Source organism: Sphaerochaeta halotolerans, from assembly GCF_003429665.1.
GTDB lineage: Bacteria > Spirochaetota > Spirochaetia > Sphaerochaetales > Sphaerochaetaceae > Sphaerochaeta > Sphaerochaeta halotolerans.
Map to the genome: position 1 here is coordinate 203,022 of NZ_QUWK01000001.1, position 20,245 is coordinate 223,266.

Annotated in this window: 18 protein-coding genes and 1 tRNA gene; 2 read left to right on the plus strand and 17 right to left on the minus strand. The window is 48.5% G+C overall.

Annotation, left to right across the window (positions count from 1 at the left end):
• The 5 genes from folP to DYP60_RS00945 form a co-directional block, all read right to left on the minus strand.
• Positions 1-819 (minus strand): dihydropteroate synthase, encoded by an 819-nt coding sequence (gene folP, locus DYP60_RS00925; RefSeq protein WP_117328987.1) that lies wholly within the window; start codon positions 817-819, stop codon positions 1-3.
• Positions 820-865: 46 nt separating this feature from the next.
• Positions 866-1,345, minus strand: coding sequence for an HD domain-containing protein (locus DYP60_RS00930; RefSeq protein WP_117328988.1), 480 nt, complete (start codon positions 1,343-1,345; stop codon positions 866-868).
• On the minus strand, positions 1,332-1,940 hold the full coding sequence (gene folE / locus DYP60_RS00935) for a GTP cyclohydrolase I FolE (protein ID WP_117328989.1): 609 nt from the start codon (positions 1,938-1,940) through the stop codon (positions 1,332-1,334). Before folE ends, DYP60_RS00930 begins: the two co-directional genes overlap by 14 nt.
• Positions 1,941-2,274: 334 nt before the next feature.
• Complete coding sequence (locus DYP60_RS00940) at positions 2,275-3,357, minus strand: alpha/beta hydrolase (RefSeq protein WP_240622804.1); 1,083 nt, start codon at positions 3,355-3,357, stop codon at positions 2,275-2,277.
• Positions 3,358-3,453: 96 nt separating this feature from the next.
• The gene (locus tag DYP60_RS00945; protein ID WP_117328990.1) at positions 3,454-4,809 is read right to left on the minus strand and encodes an MATE family efflux transporter; all 1,356 of its coding nucleotides are present in this window, start codon (positions 4,807-4,809) and stop codon (positions 3,454-3,456) included.
• A gap of 93 nt (positions 4,810-4,902) precedes the next feature.
• Here DYP60_RS00945 and DYP60_RS00950 point away from each other — a divergent pair, with 93 nt between their 5' ends.
• On the plus strand, positions 4,903-7,092 hold the full coding sequence (locus DYP60_RS00950; protein WP_117328991.1) for a DUF4954 family protein: 2,190 nt from the start codon (positions 4,903-4,905) through the stop codon (positions 7,090-7,092).
• On the opposite strand, the gene DYP60_RS00955 is transcribed toward DYP60_RS00950, so the two are convergent.
• Both DYP60_RS00955 and DYP60_RS00960 read right to left on the minus strand, forming a co-directional pair.
• The gene (locus DYP60_RS00955) at positions 7,046-8,026 is read right to left on the minus strand and encodes a hypothetical protein (protein WP_117328992.1); all 981 of its coding nucleotides are present in this window, start codon (positions 8,024-8,026) and stop codon (positions 7,046-7,048) included. The two genes, DYP60_RS00950 and DYP60_RS00955, sit on opposite strands and share 47 nt — an antisense overlap.
• Entirely contained in the window at positions 8,019-8,363 is a 345-nt protein-coding gene (locus DYP60_RS00960; protein ID WP_117328993.1) for a PadR family transcriptional regulator, read from the minus strand. The genes DYP60_RS00955 and DYP60_RS00960 overlap by 8 nt, the downstream gene beginning before the upstream one ends.
• A gap of 498 nt (positions 8,364-8,861) precedes the next feature.
• Here DYP60_RS00960 and DYP60_RS00965 point away from each other — a divergent pair, with 498 nt between their 5' ends.
• Positions 8,862-10,010 (plus strand): MFS transporter, encoded by a 1,149-nt coding sequence (locus tag DYP60_RS00965; protein ID WP_117328994.1) that lies wholly within the window; start codon positions 8,862-8,864, stop codon positions 10,008-10,010.
• Here the strand turns inward: DYP60_RS00965 and DYP60_RS00970 are convergent.
• The 10 genes from DYP60_RS00970 to DYP60_RS01015 form a co-directional block, all read right to left on the minus strand.
• The gene (locus DYP60_RS00970) at positions 9,988-11,340 is read right to left on the minus strand and encodes a phosphodiester glycosidase family protein (RefSeq protein ID WP_117328995.1); all 1,353 of its coding nucleotides are present in this window, start codon (positions 11,338-11,340) and stop codon (positions 9,988-9,990) included. The two genes, DYP60_RS00965 and DYP60_RS00970, sit on opposite strands and share 23 nt — an antisense overlap.
• Before the next feature lies 1 nt (position 11,341).
• Positions 11,342-12,178, minus strand: a complete 837-nt coding sequence (locus DYP60_RS00975; RefSeq protein WP_117328996.1) for a carbohydrate ABC transporter permease — start codon at positions 12,176-12,178, stop codon at positions 11,342-11,344.
• A gap of 11 nt (positions 12,179-12,189) precedes the next feature.
• Positions 12,190-13,077 (minus strand): carbohydrate ABC transporter permease, encoded by an 888-nt coding sequence (locus tag DYP60_RS00980; RefSeq protein ID WP_117328997.1) that lies wholly within the window; start codon positions 13,075-13,077, stop codon positions 12,190-12,192.
• A 67-nt stretch (positions 13,078-13,144) separates the two neighbouring features.
• Positions 13,145-14,461: an ABC transporter substrate-binding protein gene (locus DYP60_RS00985; RefSeq protein ID WP_117328998.1), complete on the minus strand. Its 1,317-nt coding sequence runs from the start codon at positions 14,459-14,461 to the stop codon at positions 13,145-13,147.
• Between the two features lie 201 nt (positions 14,462-14,662).
• Positions 14,663-14,735, minus strand: a tRNA-Ala gene (locus tag DYP60_RS00990).
• A gap of 39 nt (positions 14,736-14,774) precedes the next feature.
• Entirely contained in the window at positions 14,775-16,379 is a 1,605-nt protein-coding gene (locus tag DYP60_RS00995) for a CTP synthase (protein ID WP_117328999.1), read from the minus strand.
• A gap of 26 nt (positions 16,380-16,405) precedes the next feature.
• Complete coding sequence (locus DYP60_RS01000) at positions 16,406-16,978, minus strand: ANTAR domain-containing response regulator (protein ID WP_117329000.1); 573 nt, start codon at positions 16,976-16,978, stop codon at positions 16,406-16,408.
• An 11-nt stretch (positions 16,979-16,989) separates the two neighbouring features.
• Positions 16,990-18,270 (minus strand): glutamine synthetase family protein, encoded by a 1,281-nt coding sequence (locus DYP60_RS01005; RefSeq protein ID WP_206363084.1) that lies wholly within the window; start codon positions 18,268-18,270, stop codon positions 16,990-16,992.
• Positions 18,271-18,289: 19 nt separating this feature from the next.
• Complete coding sequence (locus DYP60_RS01010; protein ID WP_117329002.1) at positions 18,290-19,015, minus strand: GltB/FmdC/FwdC-like GXGXG domain-containing protein; 726 nt, start codon at positions 19,013-19,015, stop codon at positions 18,290-18,292.
• Positions 19,012-20,244, minus strand: a complete 1,233-nt coding sequence (locus DYP60_RS01015; RefSeq protein ID WP_117329003.1) for an NAD(P)/FAD-dependent oxidoreductase — start codon at positions 20,242-20,244, stop codon at positions 19,012-19,014. Before DYP60_RS01015 ends, DYP60_RS01010 begins: the two co-directional genes overlap by 4 nt.
• Between the last annotated feature and the right edge of the window lies 1 nt (position 20,245).

Below are 20,245 nucleotides of genomic sequence, written 5' to 3' on the forward strand. Positions count from 1 at the left end.
TTACCTCACTATCTTGTCAGTCATCCTGGCTACCCGTACATTTCCCAATACATCATGGACACGCACGATATCCACTTTCTTGATGATACCTATGGCCGTAACAGCCAAGGTTCCCTCCAGACGGTCCTGTACTTCCAATCCCAGGGTTTTGCCTATGAAGCTTTTCCTTGAAGCCCCAAGGAGAACGGGAAAGCCAAGTTCCCGTAGCATCTCGAGGTTTCTCATCACCAACAGGCTTTGTTCCCAGGTTTTTCCGAACCCAATGCCAGGGTCCAGTATTATACGTTCTTCCTTCACGCCGGCTTTGAAGGCAATCTCAAGGCTCTGTTCCAGATCAAGGAGGATGTCCTTCATGAGATTGGCATATACAGGTGTCTCGCGGTTATGCATGATGCATACGGGAGCTTTCAAGGATGCCGCTACTTCGGCCATTTCAGGATCTTTTTTGAGTCCCCATACATCATTGATCATATGTGCACCTGCCCCGATTGCAAGTCGTGCCGTCTTGGCTTTGTAGGTATCGACCGAAATAGGTATCTCAATATCTTTTGACAATTGTTGGATGACTGGCACTATCCGTCTCAGCTCTTCATCAGCTGTTACAGTATCTGTTGCCCCCGGTCTGGTTGATTCCCCTCCTATATCGATGATATCGGCACCTTCGGCTTTCATGCGGCTTGCCTGGGCAAGGGCAGCTTCAAGATTCGAAAAACGCCCACCATCAGAAAAAGAATCGGGGGTTACGTTCAAAATCCCCATGATAAAGGTTTTTCTTCCCCATTCCCAGGTTTTGCCAGCTATGGTCATCTTATCTTTCATGTGCATATCCTTCCGTTTCCAGTCTATGGTAATACGATGGAGAATGTCAGTATTGAAGCAAAGGTTCTCTGCCTTCAGGAAATAGCTTGCATTCTTTGAGGCTCTTGCAAAAGAGACAAGGTCTGCAAGCCTTGTCACTTGCATATAGTATGGCACCTAAAAGGGACGTTTTGTTCTCGGCATACCGATGGGTCCGTATGGCATCTTGTATTTCCAAAGAGATTTTCTCTTCCACCCCAATGTCACCAAGAATGATTCCTGCAAGGTTGGCTCCTTGCTGTGCATGGTCAAGCCCTGATTCGTATTGTTTCCATTTCCCCAAGTCATGCAACAGGGCAGTCGCATACATAATGTCCTTTTCAATGGGCAAGTTTTTTTCCAGAACCATGCAATAGGCTACCCTGGCAACATCGAGACAATGCTGGAAATCATGGTGGCAGAATACCCTCTCTTTCTCCGCTTCTTCATTTCTTTCTAGGGAATCACGGAAAAGTGGATGGGCAATAATTTCCTCAGTGATTTTCATGCAACTCTTTCCCATACATGATCATAAGCCTATTCATGAAATTTTGGTCGGTATTGAATTTTCCTCGCATGGTGGTTGTTACCGTTACGGAATTGGTGTTCTTGATACCTCTGGTGGTAACACAGGCATGTTGTCCCTCAATAATGACGGCGACATCTTCCGAACCGGTTGCCTGTTGCATTATCTGGGCAATGTCCGAACCGATTCGTTCCTGCAACTGCAACCGCTTGCCTACCATATCCAAGATCCTTGCAATTTTGCTCAATCCCAGGATTTTCTTGTTGGGGACGTACGCAATAGTCGCCTTCATGTTATACATGAGCGCCATATGATGCTCACAGTGACTGAAGAATGAGATATCGCGCATCATAACAATTTCATTGTTGTTTTGCGGCAAATAGAGATCATCTTCAAAAGTCTTGTCAAACATCTGTGCAATCTCTTCATTCGAATAGGCAATGCCCTTAAACAACTCCTCATACATTTGTGCAACACGTTTTGGGGTGTCCAAAAGACCTTCCCTGTCAGGGTTTTCCCCCAAGGCAAGCAAAATCCCACGGACATGTTCTTCTATCTTTGCCGAATCAATTGCCATTCAAATCTCCCTCCCCCATGAAAACTCCTGCAAGATTTCTACAGTAACGGGATGTGGCAAAAGGCCACAAGGTTTTTTGGGATTATTCTTGGTCTTATCTTACCGTTTGCGCCTTATTCGTCAAGGGGGGGTGTTCAAGGCGAAGCAAAGAAAGCCTGCTCTTGTTGGATTTGAGCAGGTGAAATTCCCATAGTCAACTACTTGGAAGCAAATAATATACAGTTTCCCTGCACTACGACCGTTGTCAATGTACGGTCCGAAGGGTAGTGTTGTATTTAGGGAAATATACCTATAAACAGGGTGTTTCTAAGGAAAAAATAGGATTAACGTTACTCTATTGCACGCGTGCATCGACATAATGCTTGCTTTGCTTCTTGATCTTTTTCAGCTCTTTCTTTTGTGCTTTTGCCCACTCTTTTCGGCTGATCAACGCAACCTGATCTACCGGCCTGCCGCTGATGAACTGGATGATGGCACTTTCGGTTTCCTCTGTCCCCGTAGCCTGTGGGTAATTAATGAAGCCATGGATGGTCTTCTTCACCTCAAGGTATTTTACCGGGGTGTCTGCTGAAGCCAATGCATCGGCATAGAGCATCCCATCATCATGGAGTGGGTCGTACTCAGCACCGATGATCAGGGTTTCGGGAAGTCTGCTATGATCTTTTGCCAACAGGGGGGAGAAGTTGGGATTGAGGATATCCTTTGGCTCTCGTTGGTAGCTGTTGATGAAAAAGGCCATCTGTTTGTCAGTCAAGGAAGGAGCATCTTTGTGCTTCTCATAACTATTGGTCCGCATCCGGCCGTCAGTTACAGGATAGAGCAGCACCTGGCCAGCTATGGCAGGCCCTTTTCTGTCACGTGCAAGGCGACTGACCACTGCGGCAAGGTTGCCTCCGGCGCTGTCTCCGATCAAGAAGATGCGATCAGGGTCTGTCTTCCAATAGCGGCATCCCGCTGCTGCCCAGACCAAGGTGTCGTAACAGTCCTCAACCGCTGTTGGGAATTTGTACTTTGGAGCAAGGCGATAATCAACTGAAAGCACTACAGCTCCAGTGATATCGGCAAGATGGGCACAGAGAAAGTTATAGAGGTCCATATTTCCCCAAACCCAGCCACCTCCATGGTAGAAGATGATCAAGGGGGTAATATCACTGATGCCACGTGAACCTTGCTTTTCAAAAAGATACCCACTAATCATCCCATCTGTAACCGGGATGATAAAGGTCTTGGTGGTGATGTCCTTCGCACTCTTGCCAAGAAGTCTGCGGATCACCAAGTTATTAGGAATCGATATAGCGTTAAGCTCCTCGATGCGTTTTGGGGTCAGCCCTTCAGGATCAGTAATCGTAGTCTTGTTTATCAGGGCGACCATACGTTTCATCTTCGGAGACAAATCATAGTCTGTCATAGTAATCATATGGTAGTATATCCATCAGCGTGACGCAAGTATTCGAGTCAGTACTGTTAGGTCATTTGTATATTCAATTAGTAATTATCAAACACAAAGTATGTGCTATTTACCACTTTCCGCTATGATTTTCTTAAAATTTAGGAAGAAGAGCAGTGTAGTAGTGACTCCTGCCAGGACATCAGCGATAGGTTCGGCCAGAAACACTCCTCGCATACCAAAATGGGATGAGAGCAGGAAGACCAAGGGAATAAGCAGGATGATTTTTCTTAGGAAGGCGAGAAAGAGTGAGATTCTGGCTTTTGAGAAGGATATGAATGCTTGTTGGCAGGCAATCTGGAAACCAAGCATCCAGAATCCTGCACTAAAGATTCGCATTGCTTCACTGGTTCTTTCTACCAGAAGTGGTTCACGGGTAAAGATCCGGACCACCGGTTCCGGGAAGAGTACCAGGATGAGACAGACCGTGGTGGAGAAAAGAGCACTGCTGATCAATATCTTGGAGAATGCTGCCTTTACCCGTTCTGTGTTACCCGCCCCATAGTTGTAGGAGAGTATTGGTTGCCCCCCTTGGGTAAGCCCTTGCAGTGGGGCGAGGCTGAAGAGCATGACTGATGCAAGAATCGACATTGCTCCAACGGCCAGGTCCCCACCTGTTTTCTGCAAGGTAGAGTTGAGGATAATGTTCACCAAGCTCTCGGTGGACATCATGAAGAAGGGTGAAATACCCAATGCAAATACAGGAAGCATCACCTTCATGGTGGGACGGATTTTTTTGAAACTGATGGTCAATGTGGAACGCTTTGAAGAGAGAAAGCTCAACACCCATGTTGCACTGACTGCTTGACTGATAACCGTAGCAAGCGCTGCTCCCTTGATACCCCAGCCCAGTACAAAGATGAAAATTGGGTCGAGGATGATGTTCACCACTGAACCAAGAAGCATTGTCATCATGCTGGTCCTGCTGAATCCCTGCGCAGTTATGAATGGATTGAGCCCAAGGCTGAAGAGAACGAACGGGGTCCCCCAGAGATAGATGGAGAGATAGTCAATGCTGTAGTCGATGGTCTGGGAACTCGCACCGAATGCGAACAAGAGTGGACGTTTGGTGATCTGGAAAAAGAAGATAAGGATGACAGCCAAGATAATAAGGGTGCCTATTGCTTGGCTGAGTATGGCATCAGCCTCTTCTTTCCTCTTCTGTCCCAGTTTGATGGAAGCCTGTGGTGCGCCTCCAGCTCCTATGAGCATACTGAATGCGGCCAGAAGCATGATAATAGGGAAGCTCAGTCCGATTCCGCTTAATGCAAACGCACCGGAACCTGGGATATGGCCGATATAGATTCTATCTATGATGGTATAGAGGGCATTAATCACCTGTGCCAGGATGGTAGGGACAGCAAGGCGCAACAGCAGTTTTCCTATCGATTCTGTTCCAAGAGAGGCAGTTGTTTGTTTCATGCCGATACTGTAATCAAAAGAAAAAAATAAAACAAGCAATGACGACGCCCAAGTTTATTGTGCATGCATGAAAGGTGTTGCTATACTTCTTGCATGAATGACATAGTGATGGTATTGCCAGAGGTGCGGTTTGGTTATGGGTTCATCCCCCCGGAATTTCTTCCTGAGGGAAAGGATGAGTATTATCTTAGGAACATCCGGAACAAGAAGGATCCAGAAAGCTATCGACATCTCAAAGAAGAGGAGATAGCGCTGCTGGAGGAGAATTTGAACACCTCACCCTGTTGGGACGATGTGCTGGTAAGTGACCCCTTTGATCCTTCCTTGATTAAAAACAGCGAATTCTATGGCTTAGTACGTATTGGAAGCATGGCTCGTCAGATTGTCAGCTTCCATGATTTCTCTGTGCCTGTAGGGATTACCAACAGCAGAATTGTCAGTTGTGATATCGGGGACAGTTGTGCCATTCTCGATTGTAGCTATCTCAGCCACTACATTCTTGACCATCATGTCATCATCTACCGTATTGGGGAGATGCAGACCACCAACCATGCAAAGTTCGGCAGTGGCATTCTCAAGGATGGAGAGGACCCAGAGGTGTTGACCACCATTGATATCATGAATGAGGCAGGGGGAAGGGCGATTAGACCCTTCGATGGAATGCTTCCCTCCGATGCCTACCTCTGGGGTACCTACCGGGATGATGCTGAGTTGATGCAGATTTTTGAGACCTTGACGAACAAAACCTGTGATACACGCCGAGGATACTACGGGTTTGTCGGTCAACAGTCAGTGATTAAATCATGTGATACTGTAAAGGATGTCTGGGTTGGAGAAGGTGCCTATATCAAGGGGGCCAACAAGCTTAAGAACCTTCGTCTCCGTTCCACCTTGGCTGAACCAATACAGATTGGGGAAGGTGTTGAGCTGGTAAATGGTATCATTGGTGCGGGGAGCAGGGTGTTCTATGGATGCAAGGCAATCCGTTTCATCATGGGGGACAACTGTAATCTCAAGTATGGTGCCCGTCTTATCCACTCCTTCCTTGGGGACAACTCAACGGTTAGTTGTTGTGAACTACTCAACAACCTTATCTTTGGGGGACATGAGCAGCACCATAACAACTCCTTCCTGATTGCAAGCTTGATCAAGGGACAGTCCAACATGGCAGCAGGTGCAAATATCGGCTCCAATCACAACAGCCGTGGAAATGACGGGGAGATGGTTGCGGGCAGGGGGTTTTGGCCTGCTCTCAGCAGTACGCTCAAGTATGACTGCAAGTTTGCAAGTTATGTCTTGATCGCCAAGGGGAATTATCCCCATGAGTTGAACATCCCCCTTCCATTCAGTCTGCTGAGTGCGGACTCCAAGGAGGGCAGAAGGGTAGTAATGCCTGCTTATTGGTGGATGTACAATCTGTATGCTTTGGAACGTAACAGCTACAAGTATCGCAAGCGTGACAAGCGGAAGGTCATCCGTCAGCAGATTGAGACGAACTACCTTGCTCCCGATACGGTCAATGAAATTTTGGAAGCATGTGACCTGCTTTGTGAGTGGGTGGGAATCAATTACAATAGAACCCGTTCTGCTTCCCAGGAACGAGGTGACCTCATCAACCAAGGTCGCAGTCTGATCACCAGCAAGCCTTCAGAGGTACAGTCAATGCAGATGTATGTCTGGGAGTTGGAGAACAGCAACGAACCGGTTGAGGTGCTCAAGACGGTGGAAGCATACCAAGCATATCAGCAGATGCTCCGATACTATGCTGTAAAGACACTCAGTGAGTATTGTATTGGCCATGAAATTACCATCAGTGAGTTTCAACAGACCCATGATGCTTCTCTTGAGCCTTGGCTCAATATTGGGGGACAACTGGTCCCCGAGCGTCGGTTTGATGCACTCAGGGACGGCTTGAAGGAAGGTTCCATTACCTCTTGGGGCGAGGTGCATGATGCCTATGCCTACTGGTTCTCCCTCTATGAGGAAGACCGTGCTTTGCATGCACTTGCCACGTTGCACGCAATCTTGGGTTGCAATGCAATCAACGAAGGTCAGTGGGAGCAGGTGGTGGATGAGGTAGCTGTAATCCGCATTGAGATTGAAAATCAGGTTTTCAAGACAAAGGAGAAGGATTTCAACAACCGGTTCCGCTTTAGTACCTACCGTACTGTTGAAGAGCGAAACGCAGTGCTCGGCAGCCTCGATGATAATCCATTCATCCAGGAGTCAAAGCAGATTACCGAACAGGTACTTTCCCAGATTCGTCAGGTTCGGTTCTCTTGAGTGTGGTGTAGGTATCTTCCCCGATGCTGAAGAGGGTGAGCAAGAGCAGTACCACAGCCGCTGCCTTGATGATGATCTGCCACTGTTCAATGGCTAGGTTGAAGAACAGTAAGGCATCCGGGTTATAAATCTGCCAACGAGTGGCAATGAAGAAGAAGTAGAAGACTCCCAGTAGATCGGAGGTTGCACTGAACCCCAGTAGGGGTTTTGTCCATCGTCTCCTAACCATCTTGAGCATTGCCACGAAGAAGGCGATGGTGGTGGTCACCATCCAACCTATCAGGTAGGGGCGTAAAGAGGTTCCAATAAATAGGGGAATTGGTTCCCCATCTTTAGTGTAGATTCCCAGCAAATCACTGTTCATGTACAAGAATCCCAGGAATAGGAAGAAGAGTGACAAGCCTACCAAGTCGGCAATACTGTCCTTCTTCTTGATCTCCTTGGTTGGGATTTCCTCAAGGCTACGCAGTTCAGGAAGATTCCATTCCTTGATATCGGTTTTTACCTGATACCTGTCGAGTAAGGCGAAGGTGATGGTAACCCACAGGAACGCTCCTGATGCACCACTGAAGATTGATGCCAGTGCCTTTGCAACCATTTCAAAGATTGATAGACCGGATGGGGAGAGGAAGAAAGAGAGCGTTGTAAATACCAAGGTAACCAGGGAGACTACCAAGGTAACAATCTTGAGTACCATTACATATGTATCATACGTTGCAGGACCTATGAGGTGGCGTTCACTTCCACGGTATTTCGCTGCCAGTGAAGAGGGTGATCCCATTGACAAGAGTGTCTGTTCAACCTCGTTGTCACTGGGGTTTTCTGGCAACATATCGAGAATATTGGCCTCGAGTTCTTTCTCTACCTCTACCCGTTCTTCAGCTTTTAGATGACGAACCGTCTCCGCAATATATCGGCTGATGAGCTTATGCATGGCTCTCCTCCCCGAGCAACGCTTCTATGTGCGATTGTTGCTCTTTCCATTTGTTTGTAAGCGCTGTGAAGATTGTCTTTCCTTCCTCAGTGAGTTGGTAGAACTTTCTTGGTCTGTTTTCGCTGGTATTCCAACTACTTTCCAAGACCCCTTGGGTTTCCAGTCTTCTGAGCATGGGATAGAGCGTGTTGGCTTCCAACGCTATATGCTTTTCCGAAAGTATCTGCAACAGGGAGTACCCGTACTGTGGAGTGGTGAGTTGGCTGAGAACACAGAGTGTTAACGTCCCTCGGTTGAGTTCTGTTATAAAGTTGGCAAGAAGCTCTCTACTGTCCATATGAAACCTCTTAGTTATATAAGAGTGTGTGTTACACAGTAATGTCAAGAACAAAGTATATTCCTGATACGAAAAAATTTGACGGTTTTCCTGAACGATGATACGATGTAATTGTGGTGGTGAAGAAGGGGAATAACCGAAGGAAATAACCCTGAGTAGCCAAAGAGCCCTCCCGGTCGGAGGGTTTTGTTTTGGGCTTTTTCCTAAGGTCCAAAATGCTTCATATTCCATTCCAAATATTCATCCAGTACTGTCTCAAATTGGAATACGCTCTCTTCCAAAGCTTTCCATCCTAAACCTTTTTGAGTTGTGTGGGAGCAAAGGTTAGCTATCTTGCCGTTTCCCTTGCGGTGTTCTTTCTGCCCTCATGATCCAATATCTGATCCTCCGCCATCTAAAATAGGGAACGTACGGTGCCTCCTGAGAAATTCTGCCATGATGCTTGCACCAGGAGGACAAAATTTCTATACTGCCTAAAATTTTTCTTGAGGAGTGACGATGCACAATCGTTGGATTGTCCTGATTGCCGGACTGATTATGCAAACCATACTGGGGGGGATCTATGCTTGGAGTACCCTTACCCCATGGCTTGCAGAGAGTTATGGTATCAGCAACGGGGAGAGCGGTTTTGTATTCGGCTTGAGTATTGCTGTTTTTACCTTGGTCATGGTCTACTCCGGCCACCTCTTGGCCAGGAAAGGTCCAAGGATTCCTGCCCTCATTGGTGCGCTCCTGTATCTGGCAGGATATTTCCTCGCATCCCGTTCCCACGGTTCCTTTCCCCTCTTGTTGCTTGCAGTAGGAGTTATCGCAGGGTCTGGGATTGGCTTTGCCTATGTTGTTCCTCTTTCGGTTGGGATGCAGTGGTTCCCTCGCCAAAAGGGCCTGATCACCGGTCTCTCTGTAGGCGGATTTGGAGGAGGGGCAATCATTCTTTCTTCCTGCATTGAGGCAGGCAAGCTCTCGGGTATTTCCTTGGATCGTTTCTTCCTCTTCTATAGTCTTATCAGTGGCTCGCTGCTATTTTTTGCCTCGCTGTTGCTTTCCTCTCCTCCAGCATCCACTGGAAAGGAATTAGGGGAGATGCAAGTCCATCAAAACGTAAAGAAGCCCATGCTTCTTAGCATCCTCGGAATGTTCAGTGGAACCTTTGCTGGATTGCTCCTCGTGGGCAACCTTGCTCCCTATGCCCTCTCCAAGGGACTTGTGGAGGAAATGACAGTGCTTTCAGTTGTCTTGTTCTCAGTTGGGAACCTGAGTGGTAGAATCATTTGGGGGCATATCTTTGACAAGACAGGCTATCGTGTCATTCCCTGGTCGCTTCTGCTTGCTTCGCTTTTCTATATGCTGTTGCGCTTCGCTTCGGGTGGATTTGTATTCCTAGCAAGTGTACTTGTTCTTGGATTCTTGTTTGGCTCTCAGTTTGTGCTCTATGCGGGGTATCTCTCAAGAGCCTATGGGGTGGAAGCGTTTTCCAAGCGCTATCCTCTGGTATTCCTTTCCTATGGACTGGCAGGAATCATTGCTCCCGGTGTTGGTGGGTGGATTGCCGATAGTACTGGTTCCTACAACCCCGCGATCACACTTTGCTTGGTGCTGTTGTTTATCTCGGGTTTGGTCCTTTTTACTGCGAACAGGAAGCACTAAAAACCAGTGCAAGAGGGATCGGGCGCTCAGCTTCGCTGTTGTCCTCATACCGATCGGCAATTTTTAGATACCGCTTCCCTTCATAGATAATCTGTGCCGATCCCCCTCCATCAAGATTGATAATCTCTTGGTAGTGTTGCCTGTCACAGAACTGTGCCAGTTCAAGCAGGGATGCCCCTGAGCTCTCCTCCCCCACCAGGTAATTTCGTTTGCTTGCTCCCTCTGCCCACACGAGTACCGGATTGCCCTCACTGTTTGTTCCCAATGCGATGCGTGCTGCACGGGCAGTTTCAAATGGGAGGGGATAGACGGTTGATGGGTAGGGAACCTGCTCAACCAGTGGGTTGTAGAAAGGACAACAGAGAGAGTCGACCATCATGGATTTACGCATCATGGGAGGCCCTACCTGGATACCGAACTGGTATGCCTCCAAACCAAGAAAATGAACAGTGGTATCCTTAAGAGAGATCTCATTGGGTAGGCTGAGAACAAACCCAGCCATCGGTACTATGGTGTTTCCTCCTCGATTCACTGCCACAACTGTATTTCCGGTAATGACGACATCAGTACCGTTGCAAGGTGGAGTGACGCGTACTTCAGGTCGGAAGTAAAAGATTGCATTCTTGTTGTGTCTGTAGTGCATGGAATCGAGTTCTATAACCAGATCAGTCAATTCAACCTGTGTGGTATAGCAAATTCCCGTATTGTCCACCAATAGACAGGGTCGATGGTTCAGCGGTGGATTGAGTACCACTCCATCCTTGAGTGCAAGACCATGAGGAGTCCCAAGCTCACAAAACGGGGAATCGAGGTCGGTGGGATCCATCAGGAAGAAATGGGAGTTAACTGCAAGGGGAAATGTAAGGGAGGAGAGAAATCCTACCTTGCCATCAATGGGGATGAAGGTGATTTCATCTTTCTTTCCTGTAACCATCTCAAGAACATGCGTTGCTTCCAATTGGCCCAGAAATTCCTCAACAGAGGTATCCCTACATTTCCATACTCCTGCCCAATGAAGATTCCCTTCACGGACAAGCTTCTGGAGCTGTATTTTGGCAGTAATGTTCTTCGAGAAAAACTGCAAAGTTCCACTGTGGTCAGAAAAAGGAAACGCAATATCGTCAGGAACATGGAAAAAAACCAACCTCCCATAGGCAGAGGGGTTCTTCTCCACGATGTTGAGTCGGTACAACCTTGCAATCTCTGTAATGGCTCTTGGATCGAACTCAGGAACAGCAAATTGCAGGTTTTCCCAAGCAAACCCCGTTATAACTTGAAAACGTTGTATTTCACCGTTTTGGTGGGTCTCTGTAATGATGGTGTTTCTCATGCTACCCCTTGATTCCTGAGCTCATGGTGCTCTCAATAATGTACCGTTGACTGAACGCAAAGATGACAAGCAGGGGAAGCACGGAGAGTACACTTCCAGCTAACAGTAGATTCCACTTGACTCCATACTGGTTCTGGAACTGGGAGAGGGCGATGGTAACCGTATAGAGATCGCGGCTTGAGATGTAGAGCATTGGACGCAACAGGTCGTTCCAGTTGTTCATGAAGGCTATGATGAAGAGGGTAGCTAAAGGGCTGGTTGCCTGGGGCAGGTAGATGCGTGCGAACATCTGGTAGGCATTCACCCCGTCAATGATACCCGCGTCAAAGAGTGGGCGGGGTACCTGGGAAAAAAACTCCTTGAGCATAAAGGTGCCAAAGGCGCCGGCAAGGAAAGAAGGCACAATTAAGGGGAGATAGGTATCCATCCAGTTGAGTTTTAGGAAGAGATAATACTCAGGGATGATAGTCACCTGCACGGGAATCATAAGGGTGAAAATCAAAAGGGAGAAGATCAGGGCTTTCCCCCTGAATTGCATCGTGGAGAGGGCAAAACCAGCCAAGGAGCAAACCACAATCTGTCCAAATGCTGCCAAAGTGTATACCCAGAGGCTGTTGATGGTGTATCTGCCGAAGTTGTACTGGGTGAAGACCTCCTTGTAGTTGTCGAGCACTTGGTCGGTGAAGAGAAGGTCAGGGATGAACTTTGGTGGGACTGAGAAGATGTTCTTCTCTGACATGAATGAGTTGGAGAGCATCCAGAGAAAGGGGAAGATGTAGATGATTGCAACCAAGGCGATCAAGAGGAGCCGGTAGCGATCTGCTTGTTTTTGTTTCATGTAACTCCTCCTCAATCCAAACTCTGGACCAGGTGCTTCTTGATGTAGAAGTTGAAGATGGTCATCAAGCCTACGAATATCAGAAGAATGTAGGCAATTGCAGAAGCATATCCTACCCGGTAGTAGACGAATGCATTGAGGTATACGTCATAGACCAAGGTATTGCTTGCGTTCTGTGGCCCCCCCTTGGTCATGGCGTATATCAGCTCGAAGTTCTTGAACGAATCGATGATGGTGATGGTGAGTACAAAGAACAGGGTCGGCATCAGCATGGGCAGGGTAATTCTGAAAAAACTCTGGAATGCATTGGCTCCATCGACCCGTGCCGATTCCAGTGTGTCCCTGTTTATTCCTTGCAAGCCGGCTAGGAAGATAATCATGTAGTAGCCACTCATCTTCCACACCTGTACCGAAGCTACGGTGTTCAAGGCAAGGCGGGTATCCCCAAGCCAGTACGGTGGGGTCAGCCCAATTGCCTCGATGAGGTTGTTTACCAATCCGTAGGTTGGCCCAAGCATCCAGTTCCAGATGATACCCACTGCTACAGCAGAGGTCACCACCGGGAGGTAGATGGCAGAACGAAAGAAGGCAATTCCCTTGATTCGTACATTGATAAGCACGGCGAGGGCAAGTCCACAGACGATGGATCCTACTACGTAGATCAAGGAGAACTGAAAGGTGTTCAGCACAATTCCCAGAAAATCCTCGCTGGACAGCAGTTCTTGGTAATTTTCCATGTTAATGAATACAGGAGAGCTTAAGAGGTTCCAATCAGTAAAACTGAGGTACAGGGATGAGACGATTGGGATGAGCCTGAACACAAGCAGTCCGATTACCGTAGGGATGATGAATACCCATGGGGTGATCTTGCTGTGCCATCGGTATGGTGGCTGGGTCATCAATTGATATCCTTACTGGTTATGGGGTTGCCTGGAGCCCCAGGCAACCGACCTATAAAATTGTAATCTACTTGTAGTATCGCTTCAAGACGGCGTTGATGTTCTCAGTTCCCTTCTTGAACGCCTCATCAAAACCCATATGTCCGTTGATGATTGCATCTATAGTACCGTTGAGGCCAAGAGATTCCGATCCACCATAGCCTCTCCATTCGCTCCATCCCATGGTATAGCTGGTGGTCATGGGACCGTTGGCCTGTTCGATCAGGAGGTTCATCTCTTCTCCAGGCTGTTGACTGGGATCGGCAAACAGGGGATCTTCTGCAAGTTTCTTTGCAGAGGGAATCTTGCCAGCCATATATACATCCAAGCTGATACCCTCTCCTGCCACGTACTTGGCAAACTTCCATGCCGTTTCAGGATGTTTTGTATTTGGAGCAATGGCGTAACTGTCAGGCCATCCATAGGTAAGTTCGCTAGGACCGGAAGGACCACTGGGAACCCGTGCAATGCCCCATCTCATATCATCACCGACGTTCTTGCGTAGTGTATCGACGAACCATGATCCATCAACCCACATAGCCGCCACTCCCTGAGAAAATACATCCTGCTGTTGGAAGCTGGTCATATCCTTCTGGGGAGGGGCTACCTTGTCCACAAGCACCAAGTCACACAGCATTTTGATAGCATCCATTGCGTTTTTATCAGGATTGAACTGCATGGTATTTTTGTCGATGAGCTTTCCATTGTTCGCATACACCCAAGGCTCAATGTGAGCGTAACGTCCGTAGAACCAATGTCCCCACTGGTCGGTTTTCCCGTCTCCATTCTTGTCAAGAGTAAGCTGCTTGGCGGCTTTCCTGAAGTCGTCCCAAGTCCAGTCATCAGTTGGGTAGGCAACCCCAGCTGCATCGAAGGCATCCTTGTTGTAGTAGAGCACCGTAGTTACCAGGGCAAAGGGGATGGCGTAGTAACTGTCTGTGTTGCTGATCTCCCGGCTTGAATCGAATATGGATTGATAGAAGTTGTCGAAGGTATCATCACTCTCAATGAAAGCGTCGAGGTTGTAGAGAAGCCCGGCCTTCGCCCACTCCTCAATATACCCAGAGCTCATGGTAAAGACATCAGGCAACTTGTTCTGGTTTGCCTGGATACGGATTTTTGTCCAATACTCCTTGGTCCCGACAATGGTGTTGTTGATTTTCACACCTGGATTAGCTTCTTCAAAGGCGCTGATAATCTGTTGATTCTGTTCAAGCATGTCAGGGTCCCATGTCCACCATTCCAGTTCAATTGCTTCTGTTTCAGCCTTGGTTTCTGTCCTGCCTGCTGCAAACAGAAGTCCCAATGTAAGTAGCACTACCAAAACCATCAGTAGTTTTTTCATCGTTTTCTCTCCTCTTGTGTATCAGATGTCTGGCTTGCAGACGATAGTTGACATCTGTTCGATTCCCTGCTTCTTCTTGTTGCAAGCCGTTGCATTTTACCATTGTATATTTAAAAAGGCAATCGTGGAACAATGAGATCAAAGAGGATTTTGTTCTCAGAAACGCAACAAACCCGCCTCTTTCGAGACGGGTCTCTGTGCTGGAGCCAAAGGGACTCGAACCCTCTACCTACTGATTGCGAACCAGTCGCTCTACCAGATGAGCTATGGCCCCTGAATGCATACACAAAACTATCGCAGAGTGAGCAAACTGTCAACTCTTATGCGCAAGAGATGCAGCGATGAAGCCGCTGAAAAGTGGATGCGGGCGGTTGGGCCTGCTCTTGAACTCAGGGTGATATTGTACTCCGATGAAGAACGGATGGGATGAAATCTCCACGGCTTCCACCAAAGTTTCATCAGGACTGGTGCCACAGATGACGAGGCCTTTTTCCTGAAGGATTTCCCTGAATGCATTGTTGAACTCATAGCGGTGCCGGTGACGTTCTCCAATACGCTCAGATTGCTTGTACACCTTGCTCATATGCGTATTCGGTTTTACCACACAAGGGTAAGAGCCAAGTCGCATGGTACCCCCCTTGGGGATGTTGCCCCGCTGGTCGGGCATCAGGGCGATGACTGGGTGCTGTGAATCAGGTGCAAATTCAGAGGAGTGTGCGTCTGGGTACCCTGCTACATGACGTGCGAATTCGATGACGGCGATTTGCATCCCCAGACATATTCCCAAATAGGGAATCTGTTGTTCTCTGGCGTACTGGGCTGAGAGGATTTTCCCTTCGATGCCTCGGTCTCCAAAGCCACCAGGGACCAGGATACCATCTGCCCCAGAGAGGAGCTTGTCGACCGTATTTTTAGTGACCAATTCACTGTCCACCCAATCTATCTGGACTTCTGCACCGTGTTCCCATCCACCATGTTTGAGTGCCTCCATAACACTGAGGTATGCATCATGAAGCTGGATGTATTTTCCTACCAAGGCAATGCGAACCTGTTTTTTTGCACCTGCAATACGGGTGAGCATTGCCTCCCAATCAGAGAGATCGGGCTCTCTTGTTTGCAACTTCAGTTCCCTGCAGACAATCTCGTCAAGCTTCTCGGAGCGCAGCATCATCGGTGCTTCATAGAGTACCGGTACCGTCTTGTTTTCAATAACACAGTCGCGGTTTACATTGCAGAAAAGGGCAATCTTATCCTTGATGCTCTCCTCAAGCGGTTCGTCACTGCGAGTCACAATGATATCGGGGAAGATACCACTAGCCATCAACTCTTTCACCGAGTGCTGGGTTGGCTTGCTCTTGTGCTCTTTGCTACTCTTCAAATAGGGCACCAGCGTTACATGGATGAAAATACAGTTATCCTGTCCTACCTCGTGACCAATCTGTCTGATTGCCTCCAGAAAGGGTTGGCTTTCGATATCACCAGTGGTTCCCCCGATTTCGGTAATGATAACCTCGGCCTCGGTCTTCCGGTCCAATGCGTAGATAGCCTCTTTGATCTCTGTGGTTACATGGGGAATAATCTGAACAGTGGATCCCAGATAGGCTCCACTGCGTTCTTTAGACAGCACATTCCAATAGACCCTTCCGCTGGTGAGGTTGCTGTACTTGTTCAGATCCTCGTCAATGAAACGTTCATAGTGTCCCAAATCGAGGTCGGTTTCCGAACCATCCTCGGTTACGAATACTTCACCATGTTGATACGGACTCATTGTTCCAGGGTCTACGTTCATATAGGGGTCGAGTTTCTGGGCTGCAATCTTCAGTCCTCTTGCTTTCAAAAGTCTTCCCAGTGATGCTGCGGTTATGCCTTTCCCCAGACCCGAAACAACCCCGCCCGTCACAAAAATGTGTTTGGCCATAGATATCATTCTCCTTGTCTTTAGATTTACATCTGATACGTCTTCAGTAGGGAGAGTGCAACGGCATACCGACTTTTGCGCTGGTCCATTGCCTGCTTTTCCATGTAGCGGTGTGCTTGCTGCTCATCCATACCAAGGTTTTCGATCAAGACCCATTTTGCCTTGTCGATGATTTTGATCTCTTCAATTTTCTTGTGGAGTTTCTCGTTCTCTGTATGCATTGCCGTGAGCCTTCGACGCATTGAGCGTGCGAGGCTAAGGGCTTGGAAGAACATCTGACGGATTACCGGCTTACTGACTACAAGCACCCCTTGTTCGGAGAAGAGTGCTTCAGACTGTTCGAAGTATTGACTCCGTACCACAAGAATGGATCCTGCTAAACTCTGCTGAACAACCATCACAGCAAGCTCTTCCCCTGATTCATCCAACAGTGGTGCATTGATGACAACCAAGTCGAGTTCCTGGTCGAGCACCAGTCTCCGAGCCTCTCCTGCGCTTAGACAGTGAAGGAGCTCAATGGATCGGTCATACTCACGCATGAGGGAACACAATGAGTCACATCCTTTCTGTGTTGATGACACCACCAGCGCTCGAGGCATGGACACTCCTTCTACGTCGTCAGGAAATAGGCCTTTCGACTCGCTTCGAATGGGTCGACAGCCTTCTCATAGGACCTCCACTCTGCTCCCTTTGCCTCAAGAAAACAGGTAAGCAGACGCTCAGGGAGAATGGATTGTACAAAATCACTATGCTTTGCCAGCTCCATGGCTTCTTCCAAGGAGGAGGGGAGCATACGACCGGTTTGTTTCTGATACGCTGAGCCTTGGTACTCTTCCTCAAGGGGGAGGTCTCCACGAATACCTTCCAAAGCTGCAGTAAGCAGTAAGGTAATGGCAAGGTACGGGTTGCAGGCTGGGTCGGCTGAACGCACCTCAATCCGTCGATACTCCCCACTGGTGTAGGGAATGCGGATGAGCAAGGAGCGGTTTGCCCGGCCCCAACCAACATACTTGGGAGCTTCGAAGGACCCTAGTCGCTCGAAGGAGTTTGCAAGCGGGTTGAGGAAGAGGGATATTTCCTGGATTCTGTTCAGAATCCCTGCACTCATTGCTGCCTCAATCTTGCTGTATTGTTCCCCCTCAGCCTTGATGGATAGGTTGAAATGCAGACCGCTTCCACTCTCTCTTTGCATAGGTTTGGGGAGGAATGAGGCAAACAAACCGCTGCGGTCTGAGATGGTTTTTACTACTGATTTGAAGGTAATGAAGTTATCCGCCGCCTCAATAGGAGTTCCGTACTTGAAGTCAATCTCATTCTGCCCGGGACCTGACTCATGATGACTGCGCTCGGTGTAGAAACCCATCTGTTCAAGGGTAAGGCAGATTTCTCTACGTACATTCTCCCCCTTGTCCAGCGGCGCAACATCGAGGTAGGTGCCATCATCCAATGGCTGGTAGGTTGGTTTTCCCTCTTCATCAGTTTTGAAAAGGTAGAACTCACACTCGGGTCCTACTCCAAAGGAGTAACCCTGCAGAGAGGCTTTTCTCACTGTCTCTTGCAAGAGAGAACGCGTGTCTCCCTCGAAGAGCGTTCCATCGGGCCTTTTTATCGAGCAGAAGAACCGCACCACACGGCCCTGAGCCGGACGCCAGGGGAGGATGGAGAGGGTTGCAGGGTCGGGGAAGAGCAACAGGTCGCTCTCCTCAACTGAAAGGAAGCCTTTTACCGAGGATGCATCGAAACTGATGCCACTGGAAAAAGCCCGCTCCAGCTCACTTGCTGAGATGGAAATATTCTTGATCTGTCCGAAAATATCGCAGAAGACCAGACGGGCAAACCGAACATCCTGTTCCTTGATGAACTGCATCACCTCTTGCTGGGTATTTCTCATCATTCTTCTCCTCCCTCTGTCATACATGGGTATACATCATCCGATAGGGCGTGGTGCTGTTGGCACTCAGTACGTAAAAATGCGATGCAAGCAACTGTGCTTTATCGAGCTTGAAAAGGGCACAGTACTCATCCAGTAACTCAAACAGGAGCGCTTTGTCATCTTCATCGGCATCATGCACTGCAACCTGTGGTGGCAAGCCCTGAGGAAGTGTATCACAGCGTAAATAGATTGTGCCACCATGCATCCCTGTCCCACAGAAATATCCTACCGGAGCTTTCCCTTCTTGGTTCATACCCAACACAATGATGGTACCACCTGCTTGGTACTCCCCAAGGAAACTGCCGGCCCTGTCGCCGATGATCAGAAGCGGTTGCCTCTCTTCGAACGCTTTCATATGAATGCCACAGCGGTAGCCAGCACTGTCGCGGATATAGAGCTTTCCCCCTCGCATCGCATATCCTGTCCCGTCCCCACAGGAGCCATGTACAATGATAGCGCCTTCGTTCATGGTATCACCCGTTGCATCCTGTGCATTGCCGTTCACAATGAGCGTTGCACCGTCCAGATAGGAACCAAGACCATTGCCCGGAGTACCATTGATGGTAATGGTCTTGTCTTTCTGAGCACACCCAATGTACCGCTGACCGGTTACTGAGGACAGTATAAATTGCTTTGCTTTACTCTCTCGTATTTGTTCATTCAATTGGCGGTATTGCATCATTCCTACGTCAATGTGTTTCATTGTGCCCTCCCAAGCTGTTCACTTCGCACCTTCTGTGCAAACGCCATCAAGGCCGGTTGTTCGCTGATCATGGCAAAGTCGAGTGTTCTGAGGTCTGTTCTGCTTCTAATCAGATTAGTATAGATTCCCCCTCGCGCAACCTGGTCCCCTATCAGGATGCATCCAACAAGGTGATCGTCCTTGATGAAAAGTCGCTTGTATCCTTTCTCCGTGGCAAAACAAAGATCCTCCCCTTGGTATATCCCGGCTGTAATGATATGCAAGCCGAAGAAGCCAATCGCATTCATTGCAATGGCATTCTCAAAGCGTTGCTCATTTTCAGCCATGGAATATCCAGCGGTCTCTCCCTGCATATAGGCATTCGGCAGCAGGGCAAGATTCCGTCTTTCCCCGCTCAAAAGCTCCCACCCCTCACTGCAGTCCCCTCCAGCCCAGATATGTGGATTGCTGGTTCTGCATGCTTGGTCGATGAGAATTCCCTTGTTGACAGCAAGTCCAGCATCCTTCGCCAATGCTATGTTTGGCTTTACCCCAACAGCCAGTACGAGGATATCGAACCCCACGACCTTGCCACTGGTCAGGAGTGCCTCCTGGCCACAGAACTCACGGACGCTGTCTCCTAGATGGAAACGAATTCCTATCTGTTCCAGATGGGTCTGTACCCGCGCCGAGCCTTCTTCGTCGAGAATGCTGGAGAGTATTCTGTCTGCCAAATCGACAACCGTCACCGATTGTACACGTTCCAGAATTCCCTCGGCACACTTGAGTCCGATCAAACCGGCCCCGATGATGAGCACTCGGCTGCTGGGTTGCAGTTCTGCTTCAAGCTCCTTTGCATCAGATAAGGAGAGAAAGGTATGGCGATGCTCCACCTCCTCAAGATTTTTCATAGGTGGGATGAAGGGAATGGAGCCTGTTGCTATGAGTAGCTTGTCATACTGCATGGATGAACCATCATCCAAGCGAAGTAGCTGTCCTTCCACTTCAATCTTTTCCACTCTCCTTCCTGTGAGCACCTGTACTCCATGCTTTTGGTAGAATCCTTCATCCCGATAGGTCATCTTCTGCTCATCAGTCTTACCTTGTAATAGGTAGGAGATGAGGGGCCGGGCATAGATGGGATGGTTTTCTTCCCCGATGACCGTGATAGCTCCTGTGGTATCATGTTTTCGGATGGATTCAATGCAACCCACACTGGTGATGGAGTTTCCGATAATGACATACTGCATG

Excerpts from the sequence above, each read along its gene's own strand:
- DYP60_RS00965 (WP_117328994.1), top strand. The coding sequence starts at position 8,862 with ATGCACAATCGTTGGATTGTCCTGATTGCCGGACTGATTATGCAAACC.
- DYP60_RS00985 (WP_117328998.1), bottom strand. The coding sequence starts at position 14,461 with ATGAAAAAACTACTGATGGTTTTGGTAGTGCTACTTACATTGGGACTT.
- DYP60_RS00955 (WP_117328992.1), bottom strand. The coding sequence starts at position 8,026 with ATGCATAAGCTCATCAGCCGATATATTGCGGAGACGGTTCGTCATCTA.
- DYP60_RS00930 (WP_117328988.1), bottom strand. The coding sequence starts at position 1,345 with ATGAAAATCACTGAGGAAATTATTGCCCATCCACTTTTCCGTGATTCC.
- DYP60_RS00975 (WP_117328996.1), bottom strand. The coding sequence starts at position 12,178 with ATGAAACAAAAACAAGCAGATCGCTACCGGCTCCTCTTGATCGCCTTG.
- DYP60_RS01005 (WP_206363084.1), bottom strand. The coding sequence starts at position 18,270 with ATGAGAAATACCCAGCAAGAGGTGATGCAGTTCATCAAGGAACAGGAT.
- DYP60_RS01015 (WP_117329003.1), bottom strand. The coding sequence starts at position 20,244 with ATGCAGTATGTCATTATCGGAAACTCCATCACCAGTGTGGGTTGCATT.
- DYP60_RS00940 (WP_240622804.1), bottom strand. The coding sequence starts at position 3,357 with ATGATTACTATGACAGACTATGATTTGTCTCCGAAGATGAAACGTATG.
- DYP60_RS00950 (WP_117328991.1), top strand. The coding sequence starts at position 4,903 with ATGAATGACATAGTGATGGTATTGCCAGAGGTGCGGTTTGGTTATGGG.
- DYP60_RS00960 (WP_117328993.1), bottom strand. The coding sequence starts at position 8,363 with ATGGACAGTAGAGAGCTTCTTGCCAACTTTATAACAGAACTCAACCGA.
- DYP60_RS01010 (WP_117329002.1), bottom strand. The coding sequence starts at position 19,015 with ATGAAACACATTGACGTAGGAATGATGCAATACCGCCAATTGAATGAA.
- folP (WP_117328987.1), bottom strand. The coding sequence starts at position 819 with ATGAAAGATAAGATGACCATAGCTGGCAAAACCTGGGAATGGGGAAGA.
- DYP60_RS00945 (WP_117328990.1), bottom strand. The coding sequence starts at position 4,809 with ATGAAACAAACAACTGCCTCTCTTGGAACAGAATCGATAGGAAAACTG.
- DYP60_RS00980 (WP_117328997.1), bottom strand. The coding sequence starts at position 13,077 with ATGACCCAGCCACCATACCGATGGCACAGCAAGATCACCCCATGGGTA.
- folE (WP_117328989.1), bottom strand. The coding sequence starts at position 1,940 with ATGGCAATTGATTCGGCAAAGATAGAAGAACATGTCCGTGGGATTTTG.
- DYP60_RS01000 (WP_117329000.1), bottom strand. The coding sequence starts at position 16,978 with ATGCCTCGAGCGCTGGTGGTGTCATCAACACAGAAAGGATGTGACTCA.
- DYP60_RS00995 (WP_117328999.1), bottom strand. The coding sequence starts at position 16,379 with ATGGCCAAACACATTTTTGTGACGGGCGGGGTTGTTTCGGGTCTGGGG.
- DYP60_RS00970 (WP_117328995.1), bottom strand. The coding sequence starts at position 11,340 with ATGAGAAACACCATCATTACAGAGACCCACCAAAACGGTGAAATACAA.